Origin of the sequence: Shewanella carassii, assembly GCF_019670705.1 — a bacterium.
GTDB lineage: Bacteria > Pseudomonadota > Gammaproteobacteria > Enterobacterales > Shewanellaceae > Shewanella > Shewanella carassii.
This window is the reverse complement of the sequence record NZ_AP024618.1, coordinates 2,608,204-2,623,540: the sequence shown is the minus strand read 5'-3', so window position 1 is coordinate 2,623,540 and position 15,337 is coordinate 2,608,204. Positions and strand designations below refer to the sequence as shown.

The window sequence follows — 15,337 nt, the reverse complement described above, 5'->3', positions numbered from 1 at the left end:
CTTTGAGTAACTCTTCGGAGTGTGACGGGAATGGCAAAATGCTTTCTGTTTGCTTGGTGTAAACGGATAATGTTGTGTTCCAGAAGTCGCCATTGACTATCGGCTCAAGGGACTAAGCAAGATCTTATCAGCTTGGGTATCAAGTGATTGATTGGAAAAGAGATGAAAATCAAACTAACGGTTTTAACGCTATTTAAAATCGGTATTTTTTATTAAGATTGCCCACTCGTACACTTGCCTCGAGTCAATCTGTTGTCAAATCGACCGGCTTAATGATTAACAGGACGTCTGAAACATTTCAGAGCCGCATTCATCAGGCTTCAACTGTCATATTGATTTCTTTGAGTCGAGACGTTGCCTATCAAAAGTCAGTGACATAACTGAATTTGTCAGAGCGAGTCTTTGAGACTTTTATGTTTTATTGCTTGAGGGCGTTAAGCACTTTGGATTTTGAAATAAGAGGCGGCGCCCCAGATGGAACAATCGCCAAAGTCTATAAGGCTCTAGCCGTGAGAATATCGACAATACAAGTTGGCTTTTAAGCTGGTGGCAGTAATAACTATCTGAATTTAAAAGGACTAAAGTGGTAATAAGGAGGTTCTATGGCACTTATTTATGAGGTTCAGGCTCGGGGAGCGGCCAAGGTGCTGGTACATGAAGTCAGCTCCCGCGCGGCCGCCGATCTATTGGTTTATCGAGTCGACAGCCGCGGCGCTACGCACAATCAGGATAGTCTCTGGTGTCAGGTGGCGAGCCGCTCAATGGCTACGTCACTCATTCATTGGGTCAGCCATCGTGGCGCGGCCGATCTGCTGGTGTATTTTGTCAGCAGCCGCGGAGCCAGCGGTTGGCAAACCCAGCACCCGCTCAAAGGCCGTTTGTAACCCGAGGGCTTGTAAATCCAGGTAAAGAGGACGCCGGAAAGGTGAAAGAATGGATATTGAAAAACAGCTTTGGCTGCTCTGTGCGTTTTCATAAACCCGAGCTGGACACCAGTGGTTGGCTTGAACACTATTGCGTGACCATCTCGGGAGAAGGCATGCAGGCAAGTGTGAGGGTGGATAATCTTCCCTACGGACGGAACCCGGCGGATTTCTTTGAGGAGCTTGCCCGGCAGTGGCAGGGTTGGCAAGGCGAGCAAAGCTGGGCTGTTGCAGGCATTGGCGATGAATGGCAAAGATTTCTTTTATCCCGCGCCGGCCGGCCTTTGAATGCCCTTTAAAGACGTTTTACTGACAAGGATTTCCATGAGATTCGTATTTTTGCTTTGTGCCTTGCTGTCGCTGACTGCATTGGCCGAAGAGCAGCGTTTTACACTTGCGGCCGGGCTTATCGATGAAGCCGTGACAGTTCAGGTTGCTTTGCCCGAGAGTTATCGACATTCAGACAGTTTTCATTACCCCTTGTTGTTGGTACTTGATGGTTCGACTCAGTTTCATCATGTGGCATCCAGCGTTGGCTTTCTGAGCACATACGCCATAGTGCCGGAAATGATAGTGGTGGGCATAAGCACCCGCGACAGACTCAAGTACTTTACTCTCACAGAGCCGGAAGATTTCGCCGCAAGGGCGGGAAAGGCTGATGTTTATAACCGTTTTATCGCAGAGGAACTGCTGCCTGCATGGAGTGAACGTTACCGTCTGGCGCCTTACCGGACGATATTTGGCCACTCTTTGGCCGGGCTTTACAGCAGTTATCAGGCGCTCGGTCCGGCATATTCCTTCAATGCCGCGATAGCCATTAGTCCCAGCCTCTGGTGGGACGATGGTGCCTTGATTACAGATTACGACAAATACCAGACTCGCAAGCGTAAAACGCCCATGCGCTGGTTTCTCAGTATGGCGAGTGAGCCAGGCGAGATGGTGCAGGCTTTTGACGCCATGCTGCAAAAACTGGACACCAAGAAGCCGTCAAAGCTATAGGTTTTCAATGCCCGTTTTGCCCGAGAAACCCACGACAGCACTTCCTTGATTAGCAATGTCGAGGGGCTTAAAGCCATCTTCAGTGGCTGGAACGCGGTACCACAAGTCGATGTGATGTCGCTGCAACAACTGCTGGCGTTCTACAGGGGAAAAACTGCCGAGTATGGCTATACCTTTCCGTTGTCGGCACATCAATTCAATGTATACGGCCTAAAGGCCGCCTATGAGGGCCAAACTGCCTGGGGCGTTGCCATATTGGAGCAAGGAGTAGAGAGATTCGCTCGCTCGGAAATCCTTTGGGACAGCCTGGCAACGGCCTATACGCTTAACCAACAGCTCGATAAGGCAATGGCGGCTTCTATCAAGGCGCTGCAATTGGCCAGGCTGCATGGTTCGGTTTTTCTCGAAGAGATTATGGCTCAGAACCGGGCGCTTGAGCAAAAACTGAGTCAGCCCTAACTCAGGTCTTTTACCTACCAAGCCCGGGATTTCCTGGAGAAGATTTACACCTGTTATGAGAGGAATGCCGTGTTTCGTGGATTAAATGAGATAAAACAACATGTTGAAGAAGGCAATCTGGACTATTTGCGCCAGCATATGCCGAAAGCCTGGTCCCAATATATGTTCAGGATAGAGAAAGACCCGGCCTGGCTTGAGATCATCTCTTATCTCAGAGCGAACGCCGTTATCAAGGACTATCAAATCTATTATCTTATGTATTGTCGTGTGGCGTATTATTCCGAGCCGAAGCAGTTTACGCCACTATTTGACATCATCAAAGTCAACTGCCCGGATGGCAGCTTGGTCGAAGACGACCCTGAACATCTTTACCGGCTGTGTCACGATATTTATCTCGGTTTTATTAGCGCGTTTATTTCAGTGGGTGGCCGCTTGGACCATAACCGGTTGTTGGCATTGGTCTTCGCAGGAGAGTCTGACGCTTACGCCATTTTTAATTTTCTACTGCCCAGATACGTCTTCTCCCATAAGGCACTGGCTACGGCGGCGGCCTGTTTGTTTTACAATGAATACCATTTGGATGAAGCCGGTGAACAGGCTTTGGCTGCCTTGCTAAGTCGAGGCATAGCGTTGGATTACTGCTTTGATGATGACAGTGAATTCGGCGAATATGCTTGCTTGGCGGCATTGATCTTCGGTCACAACCCAAAAAAGTTTAACCAGCTGTATGCCGATGGTGTCGAGCAGGCGCTTGTCGACAGTTTCGATTGGTCGTTCTTGCTTACCGAGCATGAACTGACTCTTGAGCATATTGAAGCCCTCAAGCTGTTGTCCCGCAGCGCTGCGTTACCCATAGATGAGATTGGCGAGTGCCTGTTAGAAAGAGAAGATGAAGCATTGCTGGCTGCTTTTGACTCCCTGCGCTGATGTCTTAGGCTGAAGAACTTTATCAATCACGGCGCGAATGGCCGTTGAGGCTGTGAGCGGGAAACTCTGGGTGTTGTAAGAAACTGCCGACTTTCAAGGAGCGAAAAAATATGAATCTACTGCTGCTCAGTAATCACCAAAGTGCAAGAGGCCGTGAGGCGCTTGCGTTTGTTATCGCGGCTCTGGGGCTTAAAGGGCAAGCGGGTGGTTACATAGGTTCAGAGCCTGATCCCGAGGGGAATTTCTACCGGCCAACACAGGCGTTTTATCAAGGCCTTGGCATAGGTCTCAACACCTACCTGGATTTTGAACAGGGCTTTAACGACACTGCGATGCAGAGGTTACTGGATAAGCCTTTAGTGCATCTCTCTGGCGGGGATACTTACCGTTTTTTACATGGATTGTATAGCCGAAATCAACAGCAGAAACTCAAGAGTTATGCTGCATCAGGACATCTCCTGGTTGGTGTCAGTGCCGGCGCCATGCTGCTGACCGCCAACATAGAAACCGCGGCGCTTTGTGGTGACAGCAATACAGTAGGCCTTGAAAATCTGAAGGCGCTGGGCTTGGCCGAACTTTTATTTGTGCCCCATGTGGTTCATTCGCAGAGCCGAGACCAATCCCATGGCCTCAGCCAAAAACAGCGTGCAAAGCAATTGGCAGAGCGGCATGGTTTGCCTGTTTATCTCTGCTCGGATGAAGACGCGCTGGCCATTATTGATGGCCGACTTCACAGTTTTGGCGCGCCGGAGCTCATCCTGCCAGAGGCTATCGCCTGAGCCCTGCAGTGCAGCAGTGCCCGTTCATCGGGATGACAAACCTCATCTATTGAGGTAGTTTGAACATTATTGATGGCGTATGCCAACAAGGCCTTAAGGAAGCAAGGCATCACCCAAGAGGAAGCAAGGATGGCAGCAGAACTGATCAAATCGTCAATGACTACAGTGCAGAACGGAGTGGCCAAAGCCGATGGCAAGATTTCTTTGACCGGCAATGAACTCAGGTTTGTGCCTTTCAATCAGCAACTGGGGCTGGGGCCCTACACACTCAAGCGTGATGATATCTGCGCGGTAGAAAAGTGTCTGGCTACTGGCGGCGGTATTTTCCCTATATCGGCAGATGCGCTGCGGGTCATTCTCAATGATGGCAAACGCTATGAGTTTATTCTGGCAGATACCTCAGAGTGGCTTACGCTGCTGTAATTTTGTGCCTCTTTAGGTAAAAGCGGCATAATCGGGAGCTGGGTATGAAAGTATTGGCAATGTCTCAAGCGCAATGGTACCTGTTGGAGCATGAAGGACAACTATATCTGGATGTGCTTTGCCGACATAATAACCGCTTTATGATCCAGCTCAATGAACGGGAAGTGGCAGAGTATCGCCGTTCCGGCAATCTATTTCTCGGGCAACTGGCCCGTGATATTCAATATGCGGTACCTATTCGCAAGGGGACTCGTTGTGGTTTCCAGGGGCGGGATCAGCGTCGTCAACTGGGGGAATTGGCCACCACAGCCGAATGTGAGTGGCTGGCGGCCAAAGAAGCAGAACAGTGATTATTTTGCAATGCTGCCTCCAAAATAACTCTGCAAGATATTTATCGTAAATAATAATCACCCTAAAGCTTGGTCTAATTAATATTGTCAGGATGGAGCTTTGGTGTGTTAAAGTAAGAATGGTTTTGTATTTATATACTTCAACAATGTGAAAGGTATGTAAGATGGCTCCTTGATATTATTGGCGTCATTTGAAAAGGAATGAGAACATGGATAGTTTGTCGAAAAAGTTATTGGGTGTTTTTTTTGTTTTGTTGCTAAGTGGCTGTAGTCGTGAAGTTGCTTATTTGACTTTTGATACGTCTGCCTTAAATCATATTTCATCACCCAGTGTAGATAGAGATCTATCTGTTGAGATTCTGACTCTACTGGAAGAGCAAGGGATTGATGTTACCGGAGCGAGAATGCGCCTGGCGAAAGATGATCCCAAAACTGTGATTTTGACCTTGCCCGAGAGTGAGGCTGAACCAGCTAAATTACAGCGGATTGAACAGGCGCTAGGCAAGATACTGGCTGCACGTAAGGCATTATCTTTGGGTGTCAGTTTTACCCTGGATAGAGCCGCGGAGGAATTGAAAGCAGAGCAAGTTCCAGAGGTTTTTGAAACCAATTTCACTTTTGAAAACGATCTTGTTTTAACCAAAAGAAAAATTTATGGCGACATGCTTGTTAGTATGCTGGTAGGTGAAGAACCAAAGGCATCAGTATATTGCAATGCTTCGATACAATTGGACGAGAGTTTACCTTTTAATGCATTTTTTTATGAGGCGACCGGTAATAATAAAGTTGAATATTATGTTTGGATTGAAGGAAATAAACATAAAGTCAAAGTTAGGTTTCACAATGAGGAACTGCAAAGCATGTTTACAAATGGTGTTTTTACCCTAATAGAACCCCCTGTGGCAAAGCAGTCTTCATCTATTAGAGATAAAGCAGAAGGTTTTTATCTTGATTTTGGTCGTGTCGGCGAAGTTAAGATCGATAACCGTCCGAAATTCCCCTCATCTGGATCCTTTTCGAGGGAGCCCTATGCGACAATGGAAAATCGTTGCCATAGGCGACTTGTTGAGTCAGATCGACTCTTTACTTTTTTCAGTGGCCTGAGTATAGACCGTCTCGTTAGTGTCAATATCCTGTATGAATAAGTAGGCAAACAAAGCTACTTTTACTCTGGTTAAGGACACAAATGGGGGCAGTATTATTTCAGTGCAAGTATCACGTTTCCCGGGGATGGCACATTGGCGGTGTTTGCATTTGTTGCATAAAAGGCCGCATAATCGGCAACGGGCTTATCCTCGCCCCATGTCATACCTAAGTGCCTGCTAAGGCTTTTAAATCAAGGTCACGGAAAACCCAAGGTTTTGTGACAGTTATTCTGATAGGAAAAGGAATTTTACCTCAATGCTTCTGCAATCTTTTATCGACCATCTGCCACCCGGCGCAGATATCAAGCCAGTATCGGCGTCAACTCTTGCCAAATATCGGGACCATTTGCCCGAGTGCTTATTGGAACTGTGGCAACAACATGGCTTTGGCCACTATGGTGATGGTTTAATCCAACTTATTGATCCGGATGAATACCTGGACAATCTCTGGGGCTGGCTGATGTTGGATGAAGACATGAGTCGCATCCCGTTCGCTATCAGCTGTTTTGGCGACATTTTTTATTATCGGCTCCTGAGCGATGAAGGGGATGAAGATATCGCCTTTATCGATCCCCACACTTCACAGACAGATGTGCTCACCTGGAGCATGGAAGATTTCTTCAACGACTGGTGTTGTGACGATGAAGTGCAAACCAGCTTCTTCAGGAAGAAGGAACTTCAGCAAGTCAGTGACCAGCAAGGCAAGCTGCAGCCAAACCAGATCTATTTTTACACCCCGGCACTGCGTCTCGGGGGCGAGCCTGCCATTGATAAGACTCAAAGAGGCGATGCCAGAGTTCAGCTGGACTTCTTGCTGCAATTGGCACTTGAAGCCTAACTGCGAGAACAGGAGCAGAAATTGAATCGGGCAGCAGTCATAGTCTTCTGGCTAGCCTGCTTGTACACGCTTGGCAAGCTGGTTTTGTCGGCGACAAGACAGACCGCCATGAACGTATGCTGGTAGGCCGCCGGGCTGATCTTTATTTACGGCTTGTTGCGGATTCTGGGACAAGGCTCAGGCGGCGCCGAAACCGTCATGACAGGTTTGGGTGTGGCGCTGCTGCTGTTTTATAGCCTGATCATTAACTTATTTGCCGCGCCATATCTGTTCTTTGATGCCGCTCGGCAAGTGGGCTCCAATCAGGCTTTGAGCACAAAGCGGCATATTGGAGAAGCGAGCCAAGCAGAGTGAGTTCTTATGTTTGCCCATCTATTTCGAAAACGAAAGATAAAGCAATATGCCCGTAGGCTATCCAGGGATTTGCTAAAGCATTACGGCAAGAAGAGATATTACTCCAGAAATCAGCTGGAAAGGGCCTTAATCAGACAAAAGTTCAGGCGTCCGGCCAAAGCCTGTGATAGCAATGGCGGGATTTCGACCAATGAATATTATGCTTATGCCATGTATTGCTCACCGGCCGAGTTTTCCCGCACCTCGATGCAAACCTCCATCGCTCAAGGTCCCAGAGAGCCGGACTATGGGCAACTGAGAAGGGAAGCTGCGGAGGTTATCTTTGGCCGGCCACAGGATTTTTCTATCACGAGCCTGCATGATGCCTGTACAGGCCATAGTGCAGCGCATGCTGCTGGGGCTGATTTGGATTGTGACTCAACCGGAGATTAATTAAAACCATGGTTTTAAGTCTTTTGGGGGCTTGTCGCAGTCGCCTTTTTCGCATGACGATAGGGTGTGTTATCGGGCTTAATTGAAACAAGGTTTTTAGGAGTGCCCAATCAAACCAATTTTTCAAGGATGAGGCGTCCTAAGTTCAAGCGCATGCGCTCCAGGACGAATAATTAAAAAGGAGATTGACTGATGCATATGGCTTTAAAGGTTTTGTTTGTTAGTGGTGGGGTGCTGAGTTTTTTTATTGGCTTGCTATTCCTTGGTGGCGCCAGCCTGTTTCACAGTATTTTTGCGGCCAATGGCTTGGCTGTGGACGCGAGTCTTTTTGTTGTCATCGCCTTGGCCTGTTTTGCCTATGGTGGCTTGGGGTTTTGGGGAGGCTTCGGTGAGAATAAGCTCGCAGGTGGTACCTTTTGTGCGATTGGTTTGGTGATGTGGCCTGCCGGAACTATTTACAGTGTTATCTGTTTGCTTGTTTGGTTATTCCTGAATAACAATCAGGAAACGCCTGTAGTTGCTGAGGAAGAGGAGGCCAATCAAGAAGTAAAGCAGGCTGTTGGGGCCGCCAATGGGGAACTAGAGTCCCTTTCACAAGATGGCTCGTTGGTTGCCCAAAGGGAAGTGGACTTAGATACCAACGCTGAGCCGGAAGCTAACCCGGTTAATCATGAATTGCTATCCCACCTGAAAAATCAATCTGGTTTTGACTTTTCTAACATTGTTAAGCTTTGCGAAGTTTGTCATGCCGCAGATACCAAGCAACTGTTAGCCAATCATTATGTTTGTGGTGATTGCAGACAAAGATACCTGTAAACCGAAACTATGGCAGAACTATTGGTCAAATTGGTGCTGGCGGTTGTTCTGCTGACAGGCGTTTTGGGCTGGTTTGCCTTGATGTTTGCTTCGCTGCCCGGCGCCGAACTGCATCGCAGTTTGTCGATGCGTCTGGTGCGAGGATTGTTCTACAGCTATCCCCTTTGGGTGTTGGTGCCGGTATATCAGCTTAAATACACCATGGTAGCAAGCTTAATGGGTTTGCTTTGGGGGATAGTCCCAATGCTGCCTTTGCTGTTAGTCTGGTTGATATTTACCCTTCAGGGGCGGGAGCTTAAACGGCGGCAACAATTAAAAGCGGTATCAAAGCCCAGAACCAAACAGGAGTAGAAGGGCAAACATGGCTAAACCAGAGGCTGTTAATGCTCAAGTGATACCCATGGCCCATTGATACCGCAAGATTGACCAAATAATCAAGGAGGTTTAGATGGTGACTATCGCCGAGCTGCAAGCTTTTATTAACTACGAGCTGCCACAGAGCGGTATTGTGATTGAACATCTGGGAGATAAGTCGGCCAGAGTGCGTAAGCCGATAACTCAGGCGCACCTGCGCCCCGGCGGTACTGTCTCAGGGCCGGCCATGATGGAGTTAGCCGATATTGCCATCTATATCGCCTTGTTGGCGGAAATAGGTATAGTGCCTCTGGCGGTAACTACCAACCTGAATATCAACTTCCTGCGTAAACCCAGCGCCGAGTGTGACATAGTTGCCGATTGTAGGCTGCTGAAATTGGGTAAATCATTGGCGATTGCCGAAGTGTCTGTGTTTTCAGATGGACACAGCGAAGTTGTGGCTCATGCCGTGGGCACTTATTCCATTCCGCCGACGAACTAGCCCCTAACTCCATTCAAAAATTGTTGCTGCCCTTGTGATTCGATCCTTCCAGGGGCTTGGGCCTTGCTCAATGCCGAACTCGATAACTGTGATGTATCGTTTTTTGGGCCTTCGGCATCCAGGGAGTATCTGCAGCCTGGCCAAGTGCATGCTGTAAAACTATGCCTACTTCATGTGGTTTGCGGCTCAGTCATGAACCGGCTTTGAAACCGTAACCCTTTGTCAAAGGGGCTTCAATAAAATTAAAAAGGCTCCCTTTGGAGCCTTTGGGCTTATCTAAGGCTAAAACCGGTAGGTGACAGAGATCCCAAAGTTACGGGGATCGACTATCGCCGCATAGCCATCCGGGTAGTTACGGGCTGCCGGAGAGCGACTCAACACGGCTTTCTCATCAAAGGCGTTGTTGACGAAGGCGTTGAAGATCCAGTTGTCTGTCTCATAATTGAGCGACATACGTGCCAGCACATAGTCACCGGCAACTCGTTCCTCTGTGTTCTCAAAGTCACCATAGTACTCACCGACATAGTTGGCGGAGACACTGAAGGTAAGCTGATCCGTCAGCCAATACTGGGCACCGAGATTGGCGGTCATTGAGGGGGCCGAATCCAGTTCATTGCCCTTGGCAGAGGCATAACCTTCTCCAGGTTCCTTGATTTCCGAACTCAACAGCCCAAGGCCGCCGTGCAGGCGCAGATCCCGGGTCACCATGGCTGAGGCTTCAAACTCGGCACCATAGGTAATCACCTTGTCCATGTTGATAACCCGTCTGGCAGAACCTGTGGCCTGATATCCGTCGTAGTCGTTGTAGAACAGGTTGGCGCTCAGGTTGATATTACCGCCATCCAGGCTGGTTCTCAGCCCAAGTTCATAGGCGTTTACGTACTCTTCATCGTAGAAGTAGAACTCATTCTCCGGAAAGCCTATCGCCGCACCGGCGGCGTTGTAGCCACGGCGACCGCTTAAGGAGACTGTGGTCTCGGCATTGATATCGTACTGCAATACCAGCTTGGGCAACTTGATGGTCTTGCTGTTGTCCAGGGTATCTTCTATGGGCGTTTGCGGCTGCTTCATCCAGAAATTACGCAGCTGCGATTCCCGTTCGACCCGGCCTCCGGCGGTGATCCTGAAGTCATCGGTGAAGTTATAGGTAAATTCGCCGAAAACCGCCTTGGAGTCACTATTGTCGTCGCCGCGATAAACAGTACCGCCGATACTGTTGAAGTCTTGATCGCGCTTGAAATAGTAGAGGCCGATAAAGCCGCTGTAGAGTTCGCTGTTAAGGCCAAAATGCAGCTTGGTTTCAGCCGTGGTGTTGGACTCCTCCATACTCACCACTTGCTCGGTAGCAGGATCCTTGTCATAGGTATCCATCACCCAGTGGTAGTTCATTCTGGCCAGCAAGAAGTCGATCGAAAAATTGTCACCGATCCTGTAGTCCAGCTTGATGCTGCCGGTATCTGATTCAGTGTCCATGTTTCTGGGGTTGATGGGCTGATACTTAAAGGGATCGTCACCACTGAAGTATTGCCGTCCCGTGTTGCCGCGCTCATGGTTTTTGGCATAGCTGAGCATGGCCTTGAGGCCGTCAATGGCTGCGGGCTCCCACAGGAGTTTGGCTCTTATTCTGTCTGTGTTGAGCTTATTCAGATCAAAGCCCGGCGGGTTAGCTTCATGGATAATCGGGTTGGCGTAAGTTTCACCATCGGTATGCTGCGCCGATAGGCGAAAGGCCAGTTCATCCTCAATCAAAGGGCCGGAGATGGCGGCGGCCGAGTCTATATATTGGCTCTCACTGCGGTAACCCACCCGAGCGGCACCCTGCCAGTCAAAAGTCGGATCCTTGGTCTTGATAAACATGGCGCCACCTATGCTGTTGCGGCCATTACTGGTGGATTGGGGACCGCGAAACACTTCAATTTGCTCTATGTCCCACATGCCGGTATCGCCGGTCAAATCCGCCATAAAAGGTTCTGCCACACCATCGGTTATGGTTGATACCCGGGTCTTGGCGCCGCCGGAAACCCCACTAAAGCCGGTGGCGGCGCCGTTACCGGAAATCCCGCGGATATTGGGCATCTGCCCTGACAGCACTACCAGGTTGGGTATTTCTGAGATGGCGTCATGCACCGACAGGTATTGCAGCGTCTTAAGCTGCTCCTCGGTGATGACAGATACAGATGAACTCACGTCTTTCAATGATTTCTCTGTCTTTTCCCCCAAAACGACAATTTTTTCGATTGATTGATTTCCGCGCTCGACAGCATCGTCGGCAAAGGCCGGTGATGCCAGCATAGCGAGCAGCAGGGCATTGAGCTTAAACGTGTAGCTAGGCATGAGTATCTGTCCTGATTAACAAATGAAGCGATTGAGAAACTAAGCGTTGAGTGGGGGCAAATTTATATTGTTATAAACATGAGTGCAAGTGATAATTATTATCATTAAGAATGATTGTGGTTGAATGTAGGGAAATCTTTTGTAGAAGGGATAAATTGGATGTATGAAATGAGTTGCTGCAGATTTTAGGGCTGGCATCTGAGTGTACTTAAGGTAAGTTGCTCAGGCACGTTCGATGGTTTGGAGCAAAGGGGAGCTCTATATCTCAGTCAGACTGGAATCAATATGACTTTGGCCGTTGGAAGCCGCTGCCGCCCAATGCTCAGCGGCTAAAGACTTTGAGGGGCAAGTTAGCGTTGGTTATTGCGCCAACTTTGGATCTGCGCCGACAAGAGCTGCCAGTGAGGAGCTAAGTAACGGGCGAACACTTTATGTGCTAGGCGTTGTTTCAGTCGCAGCCAAAGGCCGGGAGACGTATTGAGACGTAACACAATATTCTCTTTGAGCCACTTTTCATCAAACCCGGCCCACTCGCCACAGGTATCGAACAGATTAGGGCCGCATACCGGTGCCACTTCGCGGTACAGAATATGTTCCAGCTCCGGCAGGGAATAGGGGGAAAGCGCGCATATCCGGGTGATAGCTGGGTAGTGCATGGTCACATCCGTGTCGAGAAATAAGTCCGACAGAGCGCTCCATACTGCTTGGCGCTGGTAGAGCGATTCAAGGAGTTGTTGTTCTGTTTGACAGTGGGATTCAGCCATAGGGTCCTTCCTTTGGGGCTTTATCTGTGCCGAGAGGTTAACCAAAGCGGGGAGTACCTGCAAGCAAGATGTGTATTATTTAAGCATTGGCTTGCTTGGTTTTTGAGCTTTTTATCTTGAATTGGATGCGAGTTTTTACAGAATTTTTTACAGAACGTTTTATATATGGCTATTGGCTTGGGAAAGTACTGACACTGCTGTTGACTCTGTCCTGGATAAACAGTGATAGGCTAAATTTTTAAATAATAGAGAGTTGCCCGTTGGAATTAACCTTTTGATACGGGCAACTCAAAGATCCTAAACAGTATCAAATTAAATTTAGGCTAAGAAACCTAAAGTCAATCGAGTCTGTTTATGTCGGAGTAGGCTTACTCGTTGTTACCTTTGCCAGTCCATTCAATGTTGGTTTTAATCTCTTCGACCAAACCGGCATCGTCTTCGGCCACATGGCCGATAACGCTATAGATCTTGCCAACAACAGGTTGTGCAATATTGAACTGGGCTGAGCAATATTGGATGCCATTCTCTTCGCCGGGGAACAGTTCGGCTGGAATACGATACTCCATGCCTTGGTAACTCAGGTTCAGATCGTAGAATTCACGTACTTCATCACAGCTGAAGTCGGTGTTAGGCACATCGAAGTACAGGCCAACATGGGCACCGCCGTTGTCTGCCGCTGTCATCTGCATGGTCAGGTGACCCAATTGATAGGTGGCGTCTGTCGTTGCCGGAAGTTCAGCGGTAAACATACGATTGGCCGCATCATCATCAGATTCGATATCCAGGCGCTTTTCTACTTCATCGGCGTTGGCAAACAGAGTATAGCGACCGCCCCACATTTGGGCGACTTTGGCTCCTGTACCCACCCCGGCGATGGCGTCGCTCAGCTCGATGGTTTCTTGATGTTCAACACCTTCATCATCGGCATATTCCAACACCATCTGACCTTTGTCGTTGATGAGGTAAGTGGAAACTTCTTCTGTTGCCAAGTTTGAGCAGTCGCTCAGGTTTTCAGCCGTGCGGACGTTACGTAGTACAGAATTGTTTTTAAATTCCAGTGTGTCACACCAAACCTGCATTACACCATCATCATTTTCATTGGCAGAACCCCATTCAGTGGTGAACCAGGTTTTACCTTCCAATGGGTGTTTTGGCTCAGGAGCGATACCGTTATCGGCAACCTTGACTTTAAGATCGGCTCTCACAGGCGCATGTTTGCCGTCATTAACTGTCACTGTGATCACAAAGTCACCGGCTACCACAGGCTTGCCGGACAAACGCAGTGAGTCGCCTTGTTCAATTTTCAAGGTGACACCTTGCATGTCGGTGGTGGCGTTGAAGGTCAGTTGATCTTTATCCTGATCGCCAAACAGGTCGTCCAGTTCAATAGTCTGATCAATCTGTGTTCCCACTGTCAGCGCCATGCGCGCCAGTTCAGCCTCGAGTTCAACCTTTTCGGCAGGATTGATGACAGGAGCATGGTTGATACTGCTGACTTCAATCTCAATTTCCAGTGGGTAAGAGCGGGCCCCTTTGCTGTCGGTAGCGTAGGCATGCAATTCGATTTCGCCGGCGACTTTAGGGGTGCCGCTGAGTACGCCTGTTTTGGCATCGAATGCCAATCCGAGAGTTTCCAGCGCTACGCTGCCATCTTCCTCCATCACGCTCAATTCAAAGGCATCATTGTCTTTGTCGGCAAAGGCTGCGGCTAAATCGATAGGTTCGATGGATTGATTTAACTCAAGGGTAATTGCCTGAAGTTTATCCTGCTCTGTTTTGGACAGGGCGATATGAGGTCTATGGTTGGCTTCAACGCTACCTTCAGGAGTAATCACAGGCTCATAATCGTTCAGATCATCACCTGCATCGACTTTGGCTGCGACATCTTCAACCAACTCTTCCAGGTATTCTTCAGCCACATCGGGTTGAGAAACCAGAGTTTCACCAACAATATTCAGTGCCTGAGCAACCTTGTCGCTGCCGCTCTTGGCTACATAGTCACCAAACAAGAGTTCAGAGTCGGCTTTCAAACCGGCAAATTTGGCAGATACGGCTTTCTGGGCATCCGCTTGGGATACACCCTTGTTAGCATCCATATGCTTGACTACCAGATCAGTCATGGGACTGATCACCTGGCTGTTTGCGTCTTTGCTTGCCTGAGCTTTCAATTCAAAAGCTTTTTTTACTACGCCACGACTTTCATCTATGGTCTTGTCGGCAATGGCTTTCACACAGATTTTTTGCCCCAGATATTGGCTGTCAATCTTGGCTATGCCGCCTCTTCCGGTTGTTGCCAGCTTGGTTTGACAGTTGTCACCGGCATAGATTTCGGCATTTACCAGATAACCGTCAATTGCTTTTACCGTGAATGAGTTGGTTGTGGTGTCGTTATCGCTGCCACCACATCCGGCCAGCGCCAACGTGATTGAAGCGGCAAGAAAAGTCGTTTTTTTCATTTGCTATCCCAAAATAAGTAAACCTGATCGCCTCAGGTTGTCCAATTTCCTTTCCCTTGATGAAATAAAGCTTCATTTCAAAAGGGGGAGAAAGGATACATTTTATAAGGGAAAGATAAATTGATTGAGTTCACATAAAATTCTCGATTAAAAACAATGCAATAACTTAATTTGCTGTTGTTTCAAATTTCATCAGTCAATGCGGTATTTCCGTTTTAAATGGCCTTTTTTGCTTGGAATTCCGAAGTGCTAGCAGTAATAAAGTGTGGAAAATGCCCCTTAAAACACGCTAAGTGTGTTTTTTTGTTGTTTTGCAACAAGAGGCTGGGAGTCATGGCCTTGGGGGCATGCAGGTCAATTGAATTTAGCTGATAGCAATCGCCCCGGCTTGCAGGGCTTTCACCACACTCGGTTTTTGTATTATTCGACTCAGGTAGGCGGTTATGCCATCGGTCGGATACCTTAACCGCCAATTGTCTTGT

At 48.4% G+C, this 15,337-nt stretch carries 18 protein-coding genes; 15 read left to right on the top strand and 3 right to left on the bottom strand.

Annotated features, from left to right (window positions below):
* Positions 1 to 602 precede the first annotated feature (602 nt).
* The 15 genes from K5621_RS11905 to K5621_RS11840 all read left to right on the top strand — a co-directional run bounded on the left by K5621_RS11905 (position 603) and on the right by K5621_RS11840 (position 9,301).
* Positions 603 to 884, top strand: coding sequence for a 7(1) septoil knot domain-containing protein (locus tag K5621_RS11905; RefSeq protein ID WP_221049334.1), 282 nt, complete (start codon positions 603 to 605; stop codon positions 882 to 884).
* Positions 885 to 925: 41 nt separating this feature from the next.
* Positions 926 to 1,222, top strand: a complete 297-nt coding sequence (locus K5621_RS11900) for a DUF6228 family protein (protein ID WP_221049333.1) — start codon at positions 926 to 928, stop codon at positions 1,220 to 1,222.
* Between the two features lie 25 nt (positions 1,223 to 1,247).
* Entirely contained in the window at positions 1,248 to 1,922 is a 675-nt protein-coding gene (locus tag K5621_RS20010) for an alpha/beta hydrolase (RefSeq protein ID WP_245003074.1), read from the top strand.
* A 45-nt stretch (positions 1,923 to 1,967) separates the two neighbouring features.
* Positions 1,968 to 2,381, top strand: a complete 414-nt coding sequence (locus tag K5621_RS20005) for a hypothetical protein (RefSeq protein ID WP_229671945.1) — start codon at positions 1,968 to 1,970, stop codon at positions 2,379 to 2,381.
* Positions 2,382 to 2,450: 69 nt separating this feature from the next.
* Positions 2,451 to 3,308: a hypothetical protein gene (locus K5621_RS11890; protein ID WP_221049332.1), complete on the top strand. Its 858-nt coding sequence runs from the start codon at positions 2,451 to 2,453 to the stop codon at positions 3,306 to 3,308.
* A gap of 110 nt (positions 3,309 to 3,418) precedes the next feature.
* Entirely contained in the window at positions 3,419 to 4,087 is a 669-nt protein-coding gene (locus K5621_RS11885) for a Type 1 glutamine amidotransferase-like domain-containing protein (RefSeq protein ID WP_221049331.1), read from the top strand.
* Positions 4,088 to 4,216: 129 nt separating this feature from the next.
* Positions 4,217 to 4,510 carry a hypothetical protein gene (locus tag K5621_RS11880; protein WP_025010478.1) on the top strand — a complete coding sequence of 98 codons (294 nt, stop codon included), beginning with the start codon at positions 4,217 to 4,219 and terminating at the stop codon, positions 4,508 to 4,510.
* A 44-nt stretch (positions 4,511 to 4,554) separates the two neighbouring features.
* Positions 4,555 to 4,860 (top strand): hypothetical protein, encoded by a 306-nt coding sequence (locus K5621_RS11875; RefSeq protein ID WP_100145710.1) that lies wholly within the window; start codon positions 4,555 to 4,557, stop codon positions 4,858 to 4,860.
* A 209-nt stretch (positions 4,861 to 5,069) separates the two neighbouring features.
* A complete protein-coding gene (locus tag K5621_RS11870) occupies positions 5,070 to 6,005 on the top strand; it encodes a hypothetical protein (protein WP_221049330.1) in 936 nt (311 codons plus the stop codon).
* A 256-nt stretch (positions 6,006 to 6,261) separates the two neighbouring features.
* Positions 6,262 to 6,843, top strand: coding sequence for a GAD-like domain-containing protein (locus K5621_RS11865; protein WP_221049329.1), 582 nt, complete (start codon positions 6,262 to 6,264; stop codon positions 6,841 to 6,843).
* 213 nt (positions 6,844 to 7,056) lie between these two features.
* Complete coding sequence (locus K5621_RS11860; protein ID WP_221049328.1) at positions 7,057 to 7,197, top strand: hypothetical protein; 141 nt, start codon at positions 7,057 to 7,059, stop codon at positions 7,195 to 7,197.
* A gap of 6 nt (positions 7,198 to 7,203) precedes the next feature.
* Complete coding sequence (locus K5621_RS11855) at positions 7,204 to 7,629, top strand: DUF6559 family protein (RefSeq protein WP_221049327.1); 426 nt, start codon at positions 7,204 to 7,206, stop codon at positions 7,627 to 7,629.
* A 192-nt stretch (positions 7,630 to 7,821) separates the two neighbouring features.
* A complete protein-coding gene (locus tag K5621_RS11850) occupies positions 7,822 to 8,445 on the top strand; it encodes a hypothetical protein (RefSeq protein ID WP_221049326.1) in 624 nt (207 codons plus the stop codon).
* Between the two features lie 9 nt (positions 8,446 to 8,454).
* A complete protein-coding gene (locus K5621_RS11845) occupies positions 8,455 to 8,796 on the top strand; it encodes a hypothetical protein (protein ID WP_221049325.1) in 342 nt (113 codons plus the stop codon).
* A gap of 97 nt (positions 8,797 to 8,893) precedes the next feature.
* The gene (locus K5621_RS11840) at positions 8,894 to 9,301 is read left to right on the top strand and encodes a PaaI family thioesterase (RefSeq protein WP_221049324.1); all 408 of its coding nucleotides are present in this window, start codon (positions 8,894 to 8,896) and stop codon (positions 9,299 to 9,301) included.
* Between the two features lie 282 nt (positions 9,302 to 9,583).
* Here the strand turns inward: K5621_RS11840 and K5621_RS11835 are convergent, their stop codons facing one another.
* The 3 genes from K5621_RS11835 to K5621_RS11825 form a co-directional block, all read right to left on the bottom strand.
* Positions 9,584 to 11,635, bottom strand: a complete 2,052-nt coding sequence (locus tag K5621_RS11835) for a TonB-dependent receptor (RefSeq protein ID WP_221049323.1) — start codon at positions 11,633 to 11,635, stop codon at positions 9,584 to 9,586.
* 350 nt (positions 11,636 to 11,985) lie between these two features.
* Positions 11,986 to 12,399, bottom strand: a complete 414-nt coding sequence (locus tag K5621_RS11830) for a DUF7079 family protein (protein ID WP_100145725.1) — start codon at positions 12,397 to 12,399, stop codon at positions 11,986 to 11,988.
* A 368-nt stretch (positions 12,400 to 12,767) separates the two neighbouring features.
* Positions 12,768 to 14,855, bottom strand: a complete 2,088-nt coding sequence (locus K5621_RS11825; RefSeq protein ID WP_221049322.1) for a hypothetical protein — start codon at positions 14,853 to 14,855, stop codon at positions 12,768 to 12,770.
* Positions 14,856 to 15,337 lie beyond the last annotated feature (482 nt).

Excerpts from the sequence above, each read along its gene's own strand:
- K5621_RS11905 (WP_221049334.1), top strand. The coding sequence starts at position 603 with ATGGCACTTATTTATGAGGTTCAGGCTCGGGGAGCGGCCAAGGTGCTG.
- K5621_RS20010 (WP_245003074.1), top strand. The coding sequence starts at position 1,248 with ATGAGATTCGTATTTTTGCTTTGTGCCTTGCTGTCGCTGACTGCATTG.
- K5621_RS11885 (WP_221049331.1), top strand. The coding sequence starts at position 3,419 with ATGAATCTACTGCTGCTCAGTAATCACCAAAGTGCAAGAGGCCGTGAG.
- K5621_RS11880 (WP_025010478.1), top strand. The coding sequence starts at position 4,217 with ATGGCAGCAGAACTGATCAAATCGTCAATGACTACAGTGCAGAACGGA.
- K5621_RS11875 (WP_100145710.1), top strand. The coding sequence starts at position 4,555 with ATGAAAGTATTGGCAATGTCTCAAGCGCAATGGTACCTGTTGGAGCAT.
- K5621_RS11870 (WP_221049330.1), top strand. The coding sequence starts at position 5,070 with ATGGATAGTTTGTCGAAAAAGTTATTGGGTGTTTTTTTTGTTTTGTTG.
- K5621_RS11865 (WP_221049329.1), top strand. The coding sequence starts at position 6,262 with ATGCTTCTGCAATCTTTTATCGACCATCTGCCACCCGGCGCAGATATC.
- K5621_RS11855 (WP_221049327.1), top strand. The coding sequence starts at position 7,204 with ATGTTTGCCCATCTATTTCGAAAACGAAAGATAAAGCAATATGCCCGT.
- K5621_RS11850 (WP_221049326.1), top strand. The coding sequence starts at position 7,822 with ATGCATATGGCTTTAAAGGTTTTGTTTGTTAGTGGTGGGGTGCTGAGT.
- K5621_RS11845 (WP_221049325.1), top strand. The coding sequence starts at position 8,455 with ATGGCAGAACTATTGGTCAAATTGGTGCTGGCGGTTGTTCTGCTGACA.
- K5621_RS11840 (WP_221049324.1), top strand. The coding sequence starts at position 8,894 with ATGGTGACTATCGCCGAGCTGCAAGCTTTTATTAACTACGAGCTGCCA.
- K5621_RS11835 (WP_221049323.1), bottom strand. The coding sequence starts at position 11,635 with ATGCCTAGCTACACGTTTAAGCTCAATGCCCTGCTGCTCGCTATGCTG.
- K5621_RS11830 (WP_100145725.1), bottom strand. The coding sequence starts at position 12,399 with ATGGCTGAATCCCACTGTCAAACAGAACAACAACTCCTTGAATCGCTC.
- K5621_RS11825 (WP_221049322.1), bottom strand. The coding sequence starts at position 14,855 with ATGAAAAAAACGACTTTTCTTGCCGCTTCAATCACGTTGGCGCTGGCC.